Below are 14,960 nucleotides of genomic sequence, written 5' to 3' on the forward strand. Positions count from 1 at the left end.
TGCCTAGCCTCCGTTTTGGGGCCAACGCGAGCCCGGCCTGCCACCGACCACGCTCCTCCGGCGCTCTGCGCCTCAGGGAAGTTTGGCGATTTCGCGCTTGAGCGCCTGGATGTCGGACTCGTGGCGGGCGATGCTGTCCTTGAGCTCGGCCATGCGGTCGAGGTACTTCTGGTAGTTGCGCTCGTCGCCGCGGCGCTCGCCCTGGCCGTTGTTGAACTCGCGCTGCGCGGCCGCGAGGCGTTCTTCCGCCTGGCGCAGCTCGGTCTGCAGCACGCGGCGGCGCTCGTCGTCGCGCACGCGCTGCTGGCCGGCGTCGATGCGGCTTTCAGCACCGCGCGGCCCCTCGGCCACCGGCGCAGCCGAAGCGCTGGCGCGCGGCCTGGGTGCCTGCAGGACGGTGATCGGCGTGCCTTCGATCGTGCGGCAGCCCTTCTCGTTGGCTTCCTTCGCGCTCAAGGCATCGGTGTAGAGCACCGGCGGCCCGGGGCAGCGATAGACCGTGCCCTGGGCTTGCGCGCCCAGGCTGGCCAGGACGAACAACGGAGCCAGCAATCGATTCAGCATGGCGGGATTGTGGCTCAGCGTCGGCAACAAAAAAGGGGCCGCACCAGCGGCCCCCTTCCACGGGGATGACACAGGCAGCGCGTGTGCTGCCCATGGCCATCACAGCGCGTAGTACATGTCGAACTCGACCGGGTGCGTGGCCATGCGGAAGCGCGTCACTTCCTGCATCTTCAGCTCGATGTAGGCATCGATGTAGCTGTCGGTGAACACGCCACCCTTGGTCAGGAAGGAGCGGCCCTTGTCCAGGTAGTCCAGCGCCTGGTCGAGGCTGTGGCAGACGGTCGGGATCTTCGCGTCTTCCTCGGGCGGCAGGTGGTACAGGTCCTTGGTGGCGGCTTCGCCCGGATGGATCTTGTTCTCCACGCCGTCCAGGCCGGCCATCAGCAGCGCGCTGAAGGCCAGGTAGGGGTTGGCGGAAGGATCCGGGAAGCGCGCTTCGATGCGGCGGCCCTTGGGGTTGGCGACGTAGGGAATGCGGATCGAGGCCGAGCGGTTCTTGGCCGAGTAGGCCAGCTTCACCGGGGCTTCGAAGCCGGGCACCAGACGCTTGTACGAGTTCGTACCGGGGTTGGTGATGGCGTTCAGCGCGCGGGCGTGCTTGATGATGCCGCCGATGTAGTACAGCGCGAATTCGCTCAGGCCGGCGTAACCGTCACCGGCGAACAGGTTCTTGCCGTCCTTCCAGACGGACTGGTGAACGTGCATGCCGCTGCCGTTGTCGCCCACCAGGGGCTTGGGCATGAAGGTCGCGGTCTTGCCATAGGCATGGGCGACGTTCTGGATGATGTACTTCTGCAGCTGCAGCCAGTCGGCGCGCTGCACCAGCGAGCTGAACTTGGTGCCGATTTCCATCTGGCCCGCGTTCGCCACTTCGTGGTGATGCACCTCGACCGGAATGCCCATCTGCTCGAGGATCAGGCACATCTCCGAGCGCATGTCCTGGCCGCTGTCGACCGGGGGCACGGGGAAGTAGCCGCCCTTGACGGTGGGACGGTAGCCGGAGTTGCCGTGCTCGTATTCCTTGGAGGAGTTCCAGGCGCCTTCCTCGGACTCGATCTTGAAGAACGAGCCGGACATTTCATTGCCCCAGCGCACGCTGTCGAAGATGAAGAACTCGGGTTCCGGGCCGAAATAAGCCGTGTCGCCCAGGCCGGAAGCCTTCAGATAAGCCTCGGCGCGCTTGGCCAGCGAACGCGGGTCGCGCTCATAGGCCTTGCCGTCGGCCGGGTCGACCACGTCGCAGGACAGGATCAGCGTCGGCTCTTCGAAGAAGGGGTCGATGTTGGCGGTGTTCGGATCGGGCATGAGCAGCATGTCCGAGGCTTCGATGCCCTTCCAGCCGGCGATCGAGGAGCCGTCGAAGGCGTGGCCCGAAATGAACTTGTCTTCGTCGAAATGGGAGACCGGCACGGAGACGTGCTGCTCCTTGCCACGGGTATCGGTGAAGCGGAAGTCAACGAACTTGACTTCGTTTTCCTTGACGATGTTCATCACATCGGCGACGGTCTTGGCCATCAATAGCTCCTAGCGGGATCTGGACAGGGGTGGAATGCCGCCACCGACGCACACGCGCCAGCGGCCACGGGGGGATTTAAAGCAGGTTGCATGCCAGATGCACCGACATGGGTTGCTGCCCGGCATCGCCGGGGATTATGTGGCGGGGCCCGTGACAGCGCGAGAACTATCGCACCAGCTCGGTGCTGATGGTTGCACCAAACTGGATCACGCCCCGCTTCAGGGCGTCATAGGCGACGTCGAGGCTTTGCGCCTCCCCCTTCACTCCCAACTCGATACAGCGTCCCCATTGCGGATGGTCGACGCTCGGCAGGCTGAAGACCTTGATGCCGGCGAACTCGGCCTCGATGGCCTCCATCAGCGGCGTCAGGCTGGCCTCCATCGCGCCCTGCACGATCAGCGAGCGCTCGATGACGCCGGCCTGGCGATGCAATTGCGGGAAGCGGTCCAGCACCCAGGCCATCATCGGATGCGCCATGACCGGAAAACCCGGCACGAAGTGGACGTTGCCCACGAAGAAGCCGGGGATCTTGTTGAAGGGGTTGGGCACGATGCCGGCGCCTTCCGGGAAGACGCCCATCTCCAACCGGCGCAGCGTGTCGGGCTCGTCGGCCGTCACCGTCTTGCCCTGTTCGGCCGCCATCTGCTGGATGCGCTGCCAGATCAGCTCGCGCGCCTCGGGGTGCAGGGCCAGCGGCCGGCCTAGCGCCGCTGCGGCGGACTGGCGGGTGTGATCGTCGGGCGTCGCGCCAATGCCGCCACAGCTGACGATGAGATCACCGCTCGCAAAAGCCTCGCGCAGCTTGCCGACAAGCTGCTCACGGTCATCGCCCAGGTATTGCGCCCAGGCGAGCTGCATGCCGCGCTGCCCCAGCAACTCGATGAACTTGGCCAGGTGCGAGTCCTGGCGTTTGCCCGAGAGGATCTCGTCGCCAATGATGATGAGACCCACTTGCATAGCTTCAGCTTTCGATGAGGACGGCAGATTCAGCCACCGGCTCCGCCGCCCGCCGCGCCTGCAGGGCGCCCAGCGCGTAATGGGTGAACCAGGCGGTCGAGAAGGCGAAGACCAAGGTGTACAGCCAGATCGCCAGCAGCACGACGAAGGGCGCAAAGATGACGGCGGCCACACCGGAAACGGCCCAGATCAGTGACGGCACTGCGCCGAGATAACCGCAGACCACGCCCATCGCCAGCATCGGGATGCGGTGCTCCTTCAGCAATGCGCGGCGCTCCTCGGCGGAGGCATGGTCCGCCAGCACGTCGAAGCCGAAGACACGGTAGGTCAGCCAGCCCCAGATCAACGGCGGCAGCACCATGACGAGGGGCGGGATCAGCCACAGCGGCATGGACAGCAGGATGAGCACCAGCGCGATGACGGTGGCGCCCAGCGAGGCCGCGACGCTCTGCATCAGCGTGCCGCCGCGCTTCTTCTCCAGCAGCGGGAAGCGGCGCTGGGCGACGAGGCGGACGATGGCCGGCGTCATCAGCAGCGCGACCAGCAGCAGGCTCATCAGAATGACGACCGGCAGCACGCCAGCCAGCACGACGATGGCCGCCAACGCGCTGCGGAAGGCCTGCAGACCCCAGCTGTCCAGCCACTGCAGCAGGCTCTCGATGAGGCGCCAGCTCTCCAGCGTCGCGCGCACTGCGGCAATGGCGCCCTCCCAGAAGAAGAACATGAAGCCGAACACCAACACGCCACAGATGAGCAGCGGCAGCAACGACAGCCCGATAACGCGCGGATGCAGGCAGTAGGCGGCGGCGCGCCAGAAGGAGTCGACGAGGCTTTGCATCAAGCGGCTTTCCTGAACGAGCGGAGCAGGCGGGTCAGCCCCAGCCATTGCTGGTGCCAGAAGCCGCCGCCGTAGTCGCGGCCACCTTCCTCGGGCAACTGGTCGCGCACACCGGTGGCGTCGAAGCGATTCTCGAAGTTGGCGGTGCGGAACAGCAGGTCCCATAGCGGCAGCAGGACGCCGAAGTTGTGGCCGCCCAGCGTGCCGCGGCCACCGGATTCGTGGCCGATGCCGATGCTGTGGTGTAGGCGGTGGAAGCGTGGGCTGATCAAGAGGCGCTCGCCGATGCGCCCAAAGCTGATGCGCGCGTTCGCATGCTGCAGGCTCTCGTGCAGCTGGGTGATGACGGTGATGGCGACGAACTGCCCCGGCTCCACACCGATGAGGCGGGCCAGCAGGGCCAGCGCCGTGCCGAGCAGCACGTCGTCCAGCAGGTGATTGCGGTTGTCGCTCCACATCGTCATCTGGCGTTGGCTGTGGTGCAGGCTGTGCAGGGCCCACCACCAGTTGAACTGGTGCTGGGCGCGGTGCAGCCAGTAGCCGACGAAGTCGAAGACGGCGAGGTAGAGCAGTAGGCTGACCCAGGCGACATCGGTAACGCCGGGCCAGATGCCGTCGAGCTGCCAGGTCGGCAGGCCCGCCATGCGCAGCTCGCCAGCGATGCCGTCCCACAGCGGCTCGATGCTGAAGAAGATCAACAGGCGAACGAGGCCGAGGCGGTGGATCAGCGTGTAGATGACGTCGGTGCGCACGGCCGCGTGGTCAGTCACCGGCTCGACCGGCCAGCGCCGCTCCAGGATGCCGATGCCCAAAACGATGACGACGATCTGGATCAGCCCCAGCAGCAGCCAGCCGGTCGCATCGAAGGCGTCCTCCAGCAGGTTGCCAAAGCCCAGTCCGAACACGACCGGCTGCACGACGGACTCGTAGAGCCACAGCTGCAGGCTGTCGAAGGCGTTGGCGATCCAGTCGATCACGGCTTGCGGGCGTAGGTTTTGGGTTCGATCTTCAGGGCGACCTTGGTGTCGGCGGCCTTGAACAGTGGGGCGTAGCGGGGATGCTCGCGCAGCAGTGCAAAGCATAGGCCCCGCTGCTCCAATCCCGTCATCAGCGGCTCCAGCACGGCCGGCGCCCAGGGGTCCTGGCGTTCCCAGATGCCAAGGTGGGCGAGCAGGATGTCACCGGGCTTGATGTCGCGCAGCGCCTTGTCCAGCAGCTGCGCGTTGGGGTGGCTCTGGCTGGGCAGTTCATCGCCCAGGAAGCCCGCGCTGCTCCAGCCCACATGGGTGAAGCCGCAGGCCTTGGCGGTATTCAGCAGGGCCTTGGAGGAGCGTCCCGCCGGCGCGCGGAAGATGGGGCCCAGCGACTTGCCCGTCATGGCCGTGAAGCGCTCGCCGACCTTCTTCAGGCTCTCGCAATACTGCTCGGGCGTGACCTCGTGAACGACAGGCGGGTTGACGCCGGCCTGCGTCCTCACCTTGAAGCGCACCACCTTGCCGTCGGCATCCAGCACGTCTTCCATGAAGATGTCGTGGTCCCAGGTGTGGGCGCCGAAGTCATGGCCCTCGGCTGCACGCTCGCGCCACCAGGGCGCCCAGGTGTCGTCCAGCGTCGTGCCGCCGGTCAGCGTCGGTTCGCTGGCGAGGAAGAAGGTCGCTTTCGCGTTGTGCTTCTTCAGCGTCTCGGCGATCAGCGGCGCAACACCCATGTGGCCGGTGTCGAAGGTGAGGTAGACCGGCTTGTCGCAAGACGGTTGCGCGGTGGCCGCAGTGACCACCAGCGCCAGGGCCCAGGCTTTCATAGACGAGGTTGGTGATCCAGCGTCCAGATGCCGTGCGGCGACTTGCCCACCTTGACCTGCCTGACGACCTTGCGCGTGGCGGTGTCGATCTGCGTGAGCTTGCCGGCCCAGCGCGAGGTGACGAGCAGCGTCTTGCCATCGGTCAGCAGCTCCATGTCGTCGGGACCTGCCGGCGCCGGATATTGGTCGACGACGGTCAGCGTCGTCAGGTCGATCTTGCTGATGGTGTTGGCGGCGCGGTTGCTGACCAGCACATGGCGCTTGTCGCCCCATGCACGGAAGGAATGGGCACCGGCGCCTGTCAGGATGCGTTTGGCAAGCTTGGGTGCGCCTCCGCCGCTGACGTCCCAGACCTCGACGAACTTGTCGCCGGTCAGGCCGACGAGGATGAAGCGGTCATCCGGCGTCAGGTAGATGTCGGCCGGCATCTTGCCGACGGCCTGCTTCCACTTGATGGTCTGCGTCGCCAGGTCGATGGCCAGTAGCTCGTCGCTGTCCTGCAGGCTGGCGTAGAGCGTCGTGCTCTTGGTGTCGATGTTGAGGTGACTCGGCGTCTTCGGCGCCGGGATGCGCTTGACCAGTTGCAGCGGCTCGGCCGCAACGCTGCCCTGCCAGCGGTAGAGGTCGACGCGGTCCAGTCGATTGGACGCCGTGACGAGCCACTTCATGTCCGGCGAAAAGCGCAGGTGATAGGGGTCGGGAATGCCACGCACCACACGCTGGACCTCGGCCGTGCGCGGATCGATGAAGGTCAGCGAATCGGCCAGCGCATTGGCGACGATGAGGGACTTCTCGTCGGGCGACAGGTAGAGGTGGTGGGGCTCCTTGCCGGTCGGGATGCGCTTGATGACGGTGAAGCTGGCCGGGTCGACGACGGAGATGTCGGCGTCCAGCGAGTTCAGCACGAAGACAGGGGGGCGGCCATTGCCCTGGGCATTGGCCTGGGCCAGGCCGGCCAGGACCATCAGGAGCGCGAACGCGCTGCGACGAAACATTCCAGGAGTCCTTAAAAGCAAAAAGGGCGGCAGCCGCCGCCCTCCACAACGCGCCAGTTTACCGGGGCGCTTACTCGTCGTCGCCGCCGAGGATGCTTCCCAGCAGCCCACCGCCGGCAAAACCACCGAGAACCGAGCCCTCTTCCTTGTGGCCGCCCATCTGCGGCGCCGCCGCAAAGATGCGCGAAGCCAGGCGCGAGAAAGGCAGGCTCTGCAGCCAGACCTCGCCCGGGCCGGTCAGCTTGGCCAGGAACAGGCCCTCACCGCCGAACAGCGCCGTCTTGATCTTGCCGACGTACTGGATCTCGAAATTGACGTTGGGCGTGTAGGCGACGACGCAGCCCGTGTCCACCAGCAGGGTCTGGCCCGGCTGCAGGCTGCGCCGGACGATGGTGCCGCCGGCGTGCACGAAGGCCAGGCCGTCGCCCTCCAGGCGCTCCATGATGAAGCCCTCGCCGCCGAAGAAGCCGGCGGACAGCTTCTGCTGGAAGGCGATGCCCAGGGACACGCCACGCGCCGCGCACAGGAAGGCGTCCTTCTGGCAAATCAGCGTGCCGCCCAGCGCCGACAGATCCATGGGGATGATCTTGCCCGGATAGGGCGCCGCGAAAGCCACGCGCTGCTTGCCGGCGCCGTTGTTGGTGTAAATGGTCGTGAACAGCGACTCGCCCGTCAGCAGCCTTTTTCCCGCGCCCAGCAGCTTGCCGAGGAAGCCGCCCTGGTTGGCCGAGCCGTCGCCAAAAACGGCGTCCATGCCGATGGCGGAGTCCATGAAGAACATCGAGCCCGCCTCGCCGATGGCCGCCTCGCCGGGATCGAGCTCGATCTCGACGAACTGCATCTCGGCACCCTTGATCTCATAGTCGACAACATCCATGGCCATGTGGCTCTCCCGGCGATAAAAAAACGGCCTGGATGATAGGGCGACCTGCGGGTGTCGGCGCCGTGCGGCGGCGTCAGGGATTTCGGGCCCGGCAAGCCGTTGCCGTGGCGCCGGATGACGGGCCGCCAATTTGTGTCCCTGTGCATCGGCCAGCGCCGCAAGGAAGCATCGAGATACATGAACGCCTTGCGCGCCCGCCCGATGCCCCAGACTGCAGCCGATGACACTACAGATCGATGACCTCCAGCCCGAGTTGACGGCGGAGCAGGCCTTGACCGGCTGGCGCAGGGAGTTCTGCGTCGAATTGCGGGGCGAAGGCCAGGCGCGAATCTTCCTGAGGGTGCTCGAGTCACCTTCGTTGAAGGCCACCGAGTTGCGCCGCGCGGTGCTGTTTCACAGGGTCGGCGCGGGATTCGCCGATCTGGCGGGCTGCGTCGCGGCGGCGCGTGAGCCGCTGGAGCGGCTCGCCCTCACCGCAGTCCGCCAGCAACCCAGCGCGGACAACCTCTTCGCCGCGGTCACCTACGACCGCCGCGCCTGGGAAGCAGTCGTGGACGCAGTGGACCACTGGCAGCGACGCCGGGTCGCGATCAAGCCATCGCTGTCCTGAACCTCGCCGCCGCCTCGCGCAGCTGACCGGCACGGTCTTCCAGCATCGACGCCGAAGCCGCCGTCTCCTCGACGAGGGCGGCGTTCTGCTGCGTCGTCGAATCCACCTCGCGAATGGCAGCCGCGAGCTGGCGGACCTGGTCGGCCTGGGAGGAAGACTGGCTGCTGATGTCGCCCACGATGGCGGCCACGCGGTGGATGGCCTGCACGATCTCGCCCATGGAGCCACCAGCCTGGGCCACATAGGCCTCGCCCTGGTGGACGGTCTCGATGGAGGAGTTGATCAGCGTCTTGATCTCGCGCGCGGCTTCGGCCGACCGCTGGGCCAGCGAGCGCACCTCGCTCGCCACAACCGCGAAGCCGCGGCCCTGCTCGCCCGCGCGGGCGGCCTCGACGGCGGCGTTCAGCGCCAGGATGTTGGTCTGGAAGGCGATGGAGTCGATGACCTGGATGATGTCGCCGATCTTGCGCGAGCTCGCGGTGATCTCCTCCATGGAGTTCACCGCGCGCTGCACGATGGCGCCGCCGCGCCCAGCCAGCTCGGCCGCGCCCTGCACCAGGTCATGGGCCTCGCGGGCACTGTTCATGTTGTGGTCGACCGTCTGTTCCAGCACGCCGGTGCTGGCGCTGGTCTGCTCGACGACCGAAGCCATCGCATTGCCGCGCGCCGAGAGGTCCTGGTTGGCGCCCGAGATCTGCGTGGCCGACGTGGAGATGTGCTCGGCGCCGGCGCGCACCTCATGCACCAGGCCACTCAGGCGCAGCGTGGCCTCGCGCAAGGCATTCGTCGCCAGCACGACCTCGTCGCGGCCGTCCAGGGCGGGTGCCTCGCTGAGATCGCCGGCGCCCAGGGCCTCGATGCGGCGGCCCAGCACGGCGCAGCTGCTGCGCGACGCCAGGTAATAACTCACCAGCGCATAGGCGGCAATGGTGACAAAGCTGATGGCCAGGATCATGGCTGTCCACAGGTCACGCGTCAGGCGCTGGACCCGCGCGGTGACGAGTTCGGCCAGCTTCGCCTCCGCGGCGCGCTCCAATTTGTCGCACGCGGCAATCTGCGCCGTGCCCAGCGCGAACCACTCGGCCGCATCGACCTTGGGCGGCTCGCCCAGCACAAAGCCCTGAGCGAACTTCTCGCGAAAGTCCTTGCGGATCCGGTCCACGAGCTGCACGTCCAGGTCTTTCACGGCCTCGGGATTGGCCGCCGCAACCCGGTTCAGTGCGGCGGTCAGGCGCGTCAGGTATTCCTCGGTCACCGTGTCGGCCTGGTGCAGGCGCTGCAGCACGCCAGCGGGCGGCGAGCCCATTTGAGCAGCGGCGGCGCCGAGGGCGCGCATGCGGCCGACAGCATCCCGCAGCCGTGGCAAGGCATCGGTGACGCTCAGCATCAGGTAGTAGGTATCCGCGTCAGGGTCCAGGGCCAGGTTGGACTCGGACGAGGCCTGCTCGACGAGGGACTGCACCGCGTCGGTCAGCGCAAAGCTGGCCACGACGACCGACTCGGGTTCGGCCGCACCGAGAGCGACCAGGGCCTTGGCCTTGGCGCGCGCAGCGGCCAGGCCTGAAGCGAGCTTGAGTGGGTCCTTGTCGGTTGCGATCTCGCGTTCCAGCGCCTGGGCCTGGGTCTCGAACTTGCCCAGGGCCTCTTCGCGCCTGGCCTCGGCGCCGGGCATCTTGGCGCTCACGCCGATGGAGGCCCCGCGCAGCACCATGGCCGCGTTCAGCAGCCCACTGACCTGGCGCACCTGGGCAACACCGACCAGTTCCTTGGCCGAGAAGTCACGGGCGTCCGAGCGATCGCCCGCCAGCGCCACCAGCAGGTAGACCAGCGGAATCGCAAAGCACAGGCAGACGATGAAGAACTTGTGCGCCATCGGCAGGCGGCGCATCAGGCTCACGGCGGGCAGAAAGACAAGGTTCATCCGGCTCTTCCCATTGCTAATGCGCCAGTTGCTTGGCACAGATGCCGGAATGTAGTCAGGCCGCCTTCCCGATTCAGGGGATAAGTTCACAACCGCAGGTCGTTGCGCGGGCAAGCGTGGAATTGTTGCCGTGTCGCCCCAATGCGGTGCAAGCAACAAAAAGCCGGCTGGCGCCGGCTTTGCAGATGGGAGCCGCCCGGCTCTCACCCCATGTGCATGCCGCCGTTGCAGGAGAAGTCAGCGCCGGTCGAGAAGCCCGAATCCCCGCTGGCCAGCCAGGCGACGATGGAACCGATCTCCTCGGGCGTACCCAGGCGCTTGACGGGAATCGTCGCCACGATCTTCTCCAGCACCTCGGGCTTGATCGCGCGGACCATGTCGGTGCCGATATAGCCAGGGCTGACGGTGTTGACCGTCACGCCCTTGGACGCCAGCTCCTGCGCCAGCGCCATCGTGAAGCCGTGCATGCCGGCCTTGGCGGCCGAGTAGTTGGTCTGGCCGGCCTGGCCCTTTTCGCCGTTGACCGAGCTGATCTGGATGATGCGGCCCCAGCCCTTTTCCACCATGCCCGGCACGACCTGCTTGGTCACGTTGAACATGCTGTTCAGGTTGGTGTCGATGACGGCATGCCAGTCGTCCGGCGTCATCTTCAGGAACATGCGGTCCTTGGTGATGCCGGCGTTGTTGACCAGCACGTCGATGGCACCATGCTCACCGATGGCCTTGGAGAAAGCCTCAACGGTGGAGTCCCAGTCGGCCACGTTGCCGACGGAGGCGTAGAAGTCGTAGTCGAGCGCCTTCTGTTCATCGAGCCATTTCTTGAAGTCGCGGCTCGGACCGCAGCCGGCGATGACCTTGAAGCCTTCCTTGTGCAGGCGCTGGCAGATGGCGGTACCGATGCCGCCCATACCGCCCGTGACGTAGGCAACTTTTTTGCTCATGGATGTCTCCTGTTGTGATTGGGTGAGGGTATCAACGTTCGACGGTGAGTGCGACACCCATGCCGCCGCCGATGCACAGCGAGGCGATGCCCTTCTTGGCATCGCGCTTGATCATCTCGTGCAGCAGCGTGACGAGCACGCGGCAGCCGCTGGCGCCGATGGGGTGGCCCAGCGCAATCGCGCCGCCGTTGACGTTGACCTTGCTCATGTCCCAGCCCATCTCGTTGTGCACGGCACAGGCCTGGGCGGCGAAGGCTTCGTTGATTTCCAGCAAGTCGAGGTCGGCGGGCTTCCAGCCGGCGCGCTCCAGCGCCTTGCGGGCCGCGGGCACGGGGCCCATGCCCATCAGCGCAGGGTCCAGGCCGGCCGAGGCGTAGGAAGCAATGCGCGCCAGCGGCGTCAGGCCCAGGGCCGCAGCCTTGGCGGCCGTCATGACGACAACGCCGGCGGCGCCATCGTTCAGGCCCGAGGCATTGCCTGCGGTCACGCTGCCGGCCTTGTCGAAGGCGGGGCGCAGGCCAGCCAGGGCTTCGGCGTTGCTCTTGCGGTTGATGAACTCGTCGGCGGCGAAGACGATCGGATCGCCCTTCTTCTGCGCGATGCTGAACGGCACGATTTCGTCCTTGAAGCGGCCCGCGTCCTGGGCCGCGGCGGCCTTCTGCTGGCTGCCCAGTGCGAGCGCATCCTGCTGCTCGCGCGTGATGCCGTACTTCTTGGCCACGTTCTCGGCCGTGATGCCCATGTGGTACTGGTTGTACACGTCCCACAGGCCGTCGACGATCATGGTGTCGACCATCTTCCAGTCGCCCATGCGCTGGCCATCGCGCGAGCCGTTGAGCACGTGGGGGCTCATGCTCATGCTCTCCTGGCCGCCGGCGATGATGATGTCGCTGTCGCCATCGCGGATGGCCTGAGCCGCCAGCATCACGGCCTTGAGGCCCGAGCCGCAGACCTTGTTGATCGTCATGGCTGGCACGACGTTGGGCAGGCCGGACTTGATGACGGACTGGCGCGCCGGGTTCTGGCCGACGCCAGCGGTCAGCACCTGGCCGAGGATGACCTCGTTGATCTGGTCGCCGGCCAGGCCGGTGCGACGCAGCAGGTCCTGGATGACGGCAGCGCCCAGCTCGGTGGCGGGCGTCTTGGCGAGCGTGCCGCCGAACTTGCCGATGGCCGTGCGTGCGGCGGCGACGATGACGATGTCTTCTTTGCTCATGGATGTCTCCTTAAAAACGATCAGGCCTTGACCTTCACATAGCGACCGGGCGCGGGCTCGATCGCCTTGAACTTGCGGTTGCCCGGCTCTTTGGGCGCGGGCTTTTTGGCGCCGGCATGCAAGGCCAGCCAGGCGGACCAGTCCGGCCACCAGCTGCCGGGGTGTTCGGCGGCACTGGCCAACCAGGCCTCGGGGTCGGCCGGCAGGGCTGCTCCCTTGGCAATCCAGTGGCTGCGCTTGCCCTTGGCGGGCGGGTTGATGACGCCGGCGATATGACCCGACGCACCCAGCACGAAGCGCTTCTTGCCCTTGAGGATCTGGGTGCTGCGGTAGGCGCTGGTCCAAGGCACGATATGGTCCTCGCGCGAGCCGTAGATGTAGACCGGCGCCTCGATGGCGCCGAGGTCCAGCTTCTCGCCGCAGACCGTCAGCTTGCCTGGCTGCTTCAACTCGTTTTGCAAGTAGGTGTGGCGCAGATACCAGCAGTACATCGGCCCGGGCAGATTGGTCGAGTCGCCGTTCCAGTACAGCAGGTCAAAGGGCGGCGGCTGCTCGCCCTTCAGGTAGTTGCCGACGACGTAGTTCCAGACCAGGTCGTTGGGGCGCAGGAAGCTGAAGGTCGTGGCCAGCTCCTGGCCGTGCAACAGTTGCGGGCCCTTGGGCGACTCGGGGCCCAGCGTCGCCTCGCGCAGCCTCACCATGGCTTCGTCGACAAAGATGTCGAGGATGCCGTTGTCGGCAAAGTCCAGCAGTGTGGTCAGCAGCGTCACGCTGGCGGCCGGCTGTTCGCCGCGCGCGGCCAGTACGCCCAGGGCCGTAGCGAGGATGGTGCCGCCGACGCAGAAGCCCAAGGTGTTGATCTTGTCCTGGCCCGAGATCTCCTGCGCGACGCGGATGGCTTCGATGGCGCCGGTCTCGATGTAGTCGTCCCAGCCCAGCTGCTTGATGGATTCATCCGGGTTGCGCCAACTGACGACGAAGACGCGATGGCCTTCGGAGACGGCGTAGCGGATCAGCGAGTTGTCCGGCTGCAGGTCCAGGATGTAGAACTTGTTGATGCAGGGCGGCACCAGCAGGAAGGGTCGCGTGTGCACTTCCTTCGTCAGCGGCGCGTATTCGATGAGCTGGAACAGCTCGTTCTCGAAAACGATGCTGCCGGCCGTGGTGGCCACGTTCTTGCCGACCTCGAAGGCGCTCTCGTCCGTCTGCGACACATGGCCGCGCTGCACGTCGCCCCACAGTTGCTGCAGGCCACGGGTCAGCGTCTCGCCCTGGCTGTCCAGCGCCAGCTTCTGCGCCTCGGGGTTCAACGCCAGGTAATTGCTGGGCGACACGGCATCGACGAACTGCTGCACGGCGAAACGGATGCGCGCCTTGGTCTTGTCGTCCGCCTCGATGGCCGAGGCCATCCGGCCCAGCGTCTGGCTGTTGAGCAGGTAGAGCTGGGTCATGAAGCTGGCGGCCGGGTTGCTCCGCCATTCGGGCGCGGCGAAGCGGCGGTCGCCGATGGCCGGAGCCTCGCCCTGCCCCAGCGACGTGTTCCACAACGCCGTGGCCTGCTTCAGATAATCGGCCTGCAATTCGGCCAGTGCGGTGGGTGAGATCTGCGGCAGATGCGCCATCTGCTGCATCAGGTCCGCGAATACAGCCGGCCCCTCCATAGCGGGCGGGGCGTCGTTCTTCTTGCGTGTGGCCATGTCTTCCTCGGAGCTCCCGCGTCAGCGGTGTTGTCTCGATCCGTTGCAATAAGCTTGCCACATCTCGCAGACCCTGTTTGTACTCTTGCGCACTGACGCGCCAATGACACCCCCATCATGTACCTCGTTGCCATCGCGTGGGCCTACGTCGCGCTGATGATGGCGGCAGCAGAAGCGATCAGCCCTCAGGGCTCGCTGTTCGGTGCCTTCGTCACGCTGATGCTCTACGGCGTCCTTCCACTGGGCCTGCTGCTCTACATCCTCGGCACGCCCGGCCGCAAGCGTCGGCGGCGTGCTGCCGAGCTAGCCGCGCAAGGAGATGCAGGCGGCCATCCGGCCGCGGGGCCGGCCGACGGCCTCGCCCCGGAACGAGAAGAAAAGTGAATCATCGGTCAGGGTGCACCAGGTGCCGCCGCTGATTTGGGTGATATTGACCGAGATCAATCTTTCGCGAGCCAACAGGGGCAGATCAGCGCGCCAGCGAGGCTCGGGGTTGGGCCGGTAGACGAAGCCGGGCTGGTCGCACTCGATGGGCTCACGCCCAAAGGCGGCGACGACCTCTGGGCCCACCTCGAAGGCCGCGGGGCCGATGCAGGCGCCCAGCCAGGCTTTCACTTCATGCGGCTCGCAGTTCGCGGCGTCGCAAAGCTCGGCCACCGTGTTCTCCAGCACGCCAGCCGCCAGGCCGCGCCAGCCCGCGTGCGCGCCGGCCACACCGCCCGGCGCCGAGAACAGCACCGGCAGGCAGTCGGCGACCAGGATGGCCACGGCCAGCTCGGGGTCGGTCGACACGGCTGCATCAGCCTTGGGCGCGTTGTCATCGTGCCAGCCGGCACGCAGGCGCACGACGTCGGCGCCATGGACCTGATCGAGAAAGACCGGCCGCGCGCCGAGCACCTCGGCGAGTCCGATGCGGTTGGCCTTGGCCAGTTCGGGGTCGCCCGCCTTGCGTCCGAAGTTGGGACCGCGAGTGGTCATGAAGGCCGTCACGCCCGGCCAATCCGGGCGCAGCCAGTTCGGA

The 14,960-nt window shown here is 66.5% G+C and carries 15 protein-coding genes; 2 read left to right on the top strand and 13 right to left on the bottom strand.

What is annotated here, in order from left to right; translation table 11 throughout:
- Positions 1-72 precede the first annotated feature (72 nt).
- From ACXJLH_RS08625 to ACXJLH_RS08660, 8 genes are all read right to left on the bottom strand, one after another.
- The gene (locus ACXJLH_RS08625) at positions 73-564 is read right to left on the bottom strand and encodes a hypothetical protein (protein WP_056199659.1); all 492 of its coding nucleotides are present in this window, start codon (positions 562-564) and stop codon (positions 73-75) included.
- 99 nt (positions 565-663) lie between these two features.
- The gene (gene glnA / locus ACXJLH_RS08630) at positions 664-2,079 is read right to left on the bottom strand and encodes a type I glutamate--ammonia ligase (protein ID WP_056198387.1); all 1,416 of its coding nucleotides are present in this window, start codon (positions 2,077-2,079) and stop codon (positions 664-666) included.
- 166 nt (positions 2,080-2,245) lie between these two features.
- A complete protein-coding gene (locus tag ACXJLH_RS08635) occupies positions 2,246-3,037 on the bottom strand; it encodes a competence/damage-inducible protein A (RefSeq protein WP_457349555.1) in 792 nt (263 codons plus the stop codon).
- A 4-nt stretch (positions 3,038-3,041) separates the two neighbouring features.
- Positions 3,042-3,875, bottom strand: a complete 834-nt coding sequence (locus ACXJLH_RS08640) for an EI24 domain-containing protein (RefSeq protein WP_056198393.1) — start codon at positions 3,873-3,875, stop codon at positions 3,042-3,044.
- On the bottom strand, positions 3,875-4,852 hold the full coding sequence (locus ACXJLH_RS08645; RefSeq protein ID WP_457443452.1) for a sterol desaturase family protein: 978 nt from the start codon (positions 4,850-4,852) through the stop codon (positions 3,875-3,877). Before ACXJLH_RS08645 ends, ACXJLH_RS08640 begins: the two co-directional genes overlap by 1 nt.
- Entirely contained in the window at positions 4,849-5,676 is an 828-nt protein-coding gene (locus ACXJLH_RS08650; protein ID WP_457443454.1) for a polysaccharide deacetylase family protein, read from the bottom strand. Before ACXJLH_RS08650 ends, ACXJLH_RS08645 begins: the two co-directional genes overlap by 4 nt.
- Positions 5,673-6,671: a YncE family protein gene (locus tag ACXJLH_RS08655; RefSeq protein ID WP_082532716.1), complete on the bottom strand. Its 999-nt coding sequence runs from the start codon at positions 6,669-6,671 to the stop codon at positions 5,673-5,675. Before ACXJLH_RS08655 ends, ACXJLH_RS08650 begins: the two co-directional genes overlap by 4 nt.
- A gap of 70 nt (positions 6,672-6,741) precedes the next feature.
- Entirely contained in the window at positions 6,742-7,554 is an 813-nt protein-coding gene (locus ACXJLH_RS08660; RefSeq protein WP_056198399.1) for a TIGR00266 family protein, read from the bottom strand.
- A gap of 220 nt (positions 7,555-7,774) precedes the next feature.
- Between ACXJLH_RS08660 and ACXJLH_RS08665 the strand changes: the two genes are divergently transcribed.
- Positions 7,775-8,164 (top strand): hypothetical protein, encoded by a 390-nt coding sequence (locus tag ACXJLH_RS08665; protein ID WP_457443456.1) that lies wholly within the window; start codon positions 7,775-7,777, stop codon positions 8,162-8,164.
- Here the strand turns inward: ACXJLH_RS08665 and ACXJLH_RS08670 are convergent.
- The 4 genes from ACXJLH_RS08670 to phaC form a co-directional block, all read right to left on the bottom strand.
- Positions 8,145-10,085, bottom strand: a complete 1,941-nt coding sequence (locus ACXJLH_RS08670) for a methyl-accepting chemotaxis protein (RefSeq protein ID WP_457443458.1) — start codon at positions 10,083-10,085, stop codon at positions 8,145-8,147. The genes ACXJLH_RS08665 and ACXJLH_RS08670 overlap by 20 nt on opposite strands.
- Before the next feature lie 203 nt (positions 10,086-10,288).
- Positions 10,289-11,026: an acetoacetyl-CoA reductase gene (gene phbB / locus ACXJLH_RS08675; RefSeq protein ID WP_056198408.1), complete on the bottom strand. Its 738-nt coding sequence runs from the start codon at positions 11,024-11,026 to the stop codon at positions 10,289-10,291.
- A gap of 31 nt (positions 11,027-11,057) precedes the next feature.
- On the bottom strand, positions 11,058-12,242 hold the full coding sequence (locus ACXJLH_RS08680) for an acetyl-CoA C-acetyltransferase (protein WP_457443460.1): 1,185 nt from the start codon (positions 12,240-12,242) through the stop codon (positions 11,058-11,060).
- 20 nt (positions 12,243-12,262) lie between these two features.
- Complete coding sequence (gene phaC / locus ACXJLH_RS08685; protein WP_457443564.1) at positions 12,263-13,873, bottom strand: class I poly(R)-hydroxyalkanoic acid synthase; 1,611 nt, start codon at positions 13,871-13,873, stop codon at positions 12,263-12,265.
- A gap of 183 nt (positions 13,874-14,056) precedes the next feature.
- Here phaC and ACXJLH_RS08690 point away from each other — a divergent pair, with 183 nt between their 5' ends.
- A complete protein-coding gene (locus ACXJLH_RS08690; RefSeq protein ID WP_082532718.1) occupies positions 14,057-14,323 on the top strand; it encodes a hypothetical protein in 267 nt (88 codons plus the stop codon).
- Here ACXJLH_RS08690 and ACXJLH_RS08695 read toward each other — a convergent pair.
- Positions 14,243-14,917 (bottom strand): polyphenol oxidase family protein, encoded by a 675-nt coding sequence (locus ACXJLH_RS08695; protein ID WP_457349547.1) that lies wholly within the window; start codon positions 14,915-14,917, stop codon positions 14,243-14,245. The two genes, ACXJLH_RS08690 and ACXJLH_RS08695, sit on opposite strands and share 81 nt — an antisense overlap.
- Positions 14,918-14,960 lie beyond the last annotated feature (43 nt).

This window comes from Roseateles sp. P5_E4 (assembly GCF_054049255.1).

What these genes read in the sequence shown, in the direction of transcription:
- ACXJLH_RS08625 (WP_056199659.1), bottom strand. Translation starts at nt 564, where the DNA reads ATGCTGAATCGATTGCTGGCTCCGTTGTTCGTCCTGGCCAGCCTGGGC.
- glnA (WP_056198387.1), bottom strand. Translation starts at nt 2,079, where the DNA reads ATGGCCAAGACCGTCGCCGATGTGATGAACATCGTCAAGGAAAACGAA.
- ACXJLH_RS08635 (WP_457349555.1), bottom strand. Translation starts at nt 3,037, where the DNA reads ATGCAAGTGGGTCTCATCATCATTGGCGACGAGATCCTCTCGGGCAAA.
- ACXJLH_RS08640 (WP_056198393.1), bottom strand. Translation starts at nt 3,875, where the DNA reads ATGCAAAGCCTCGTCGACTCCTTCTGGCGCGCCGCCGCCTACTGCCTG.
- ACXJLH_RS08650 (WP_457443454.1), bottom strand. Translation starts at nt 5,676, where the DNA reads ATGAAAGCCTGGGCCCTGGCGCTGGTGGTCACTGCGGCCACCGCGCAA.
- ACXJLH_RS08655 (WP_082532716.1), bottom strand. Translation starts at nt 6,671, where the DNA reads ATGTTTCGTCGCAGCGCGTTCGCGCTCCTGATGGTCCTGGCCGGCCTG.
- ACXJLH_RS08660 (WP_056198399.1), bottom strand. Translation starts at nt 7,554, where the DNA reads ATGGCCATGGATGTTGTCGACTATGAGATCAAGGGTGCCGAGATGCAG.
- ACXJLH_RS08665 (WP_457443456.1), top strand. Translation starts at nt 7,775, where the DNA reads ATGACACTACAGATCGATGACCTCCAGCCCGAGTTGACGGCGGAGCAG.
- ACXJLH_RS08670 (WP_457443458.1), bottom strand. Translation starts at nt 10,085, where the DNA reads ATGAACCTTGTCTTTCTGCCCGCCGTGAGCCTGATGCGCCGCCTGCCG.
- phbB (WP_056198408.1), bottom strand. Translation starts at nt 11,026, where the DNA reads ATGAGCAAAAAAGTTGCCTACGTCACGGGCGGTATGGGCGGCATCGGT.
- ACXJLH_RS08680 (WP_457443460.1), bottom strand. Translation starts at nt 12,242, where the DNA reads ATGAGCAAAGAAGACATCGTCATCGTCGCCGCCGCACGCACGGCCATC.
- phaC (WP_457443564.1), bottom strand. Translation starts at nt 13,873, where the DNA reads ATGCAGCAGATGGCGCATCTGCCGCAGATCTCACCCACCGCACTGGCC.
- ACXJLH_RS08690 (WP_082532718.1), top strand. Translation starts at nt 14,057, where the DNA reads ATGTACCTCGTTGCCATCGCGTGGGCCTACGTCGCGCTGATGATGGCG.
- ACXJLH_RS08695 (WP_457349547.1), bottom strand. Translation starts at nt 14,917, where the DNA reads ATGACCACTCGCGGTCCCAACTTCGGACGCAAGGCGGGCGACCCCGAA.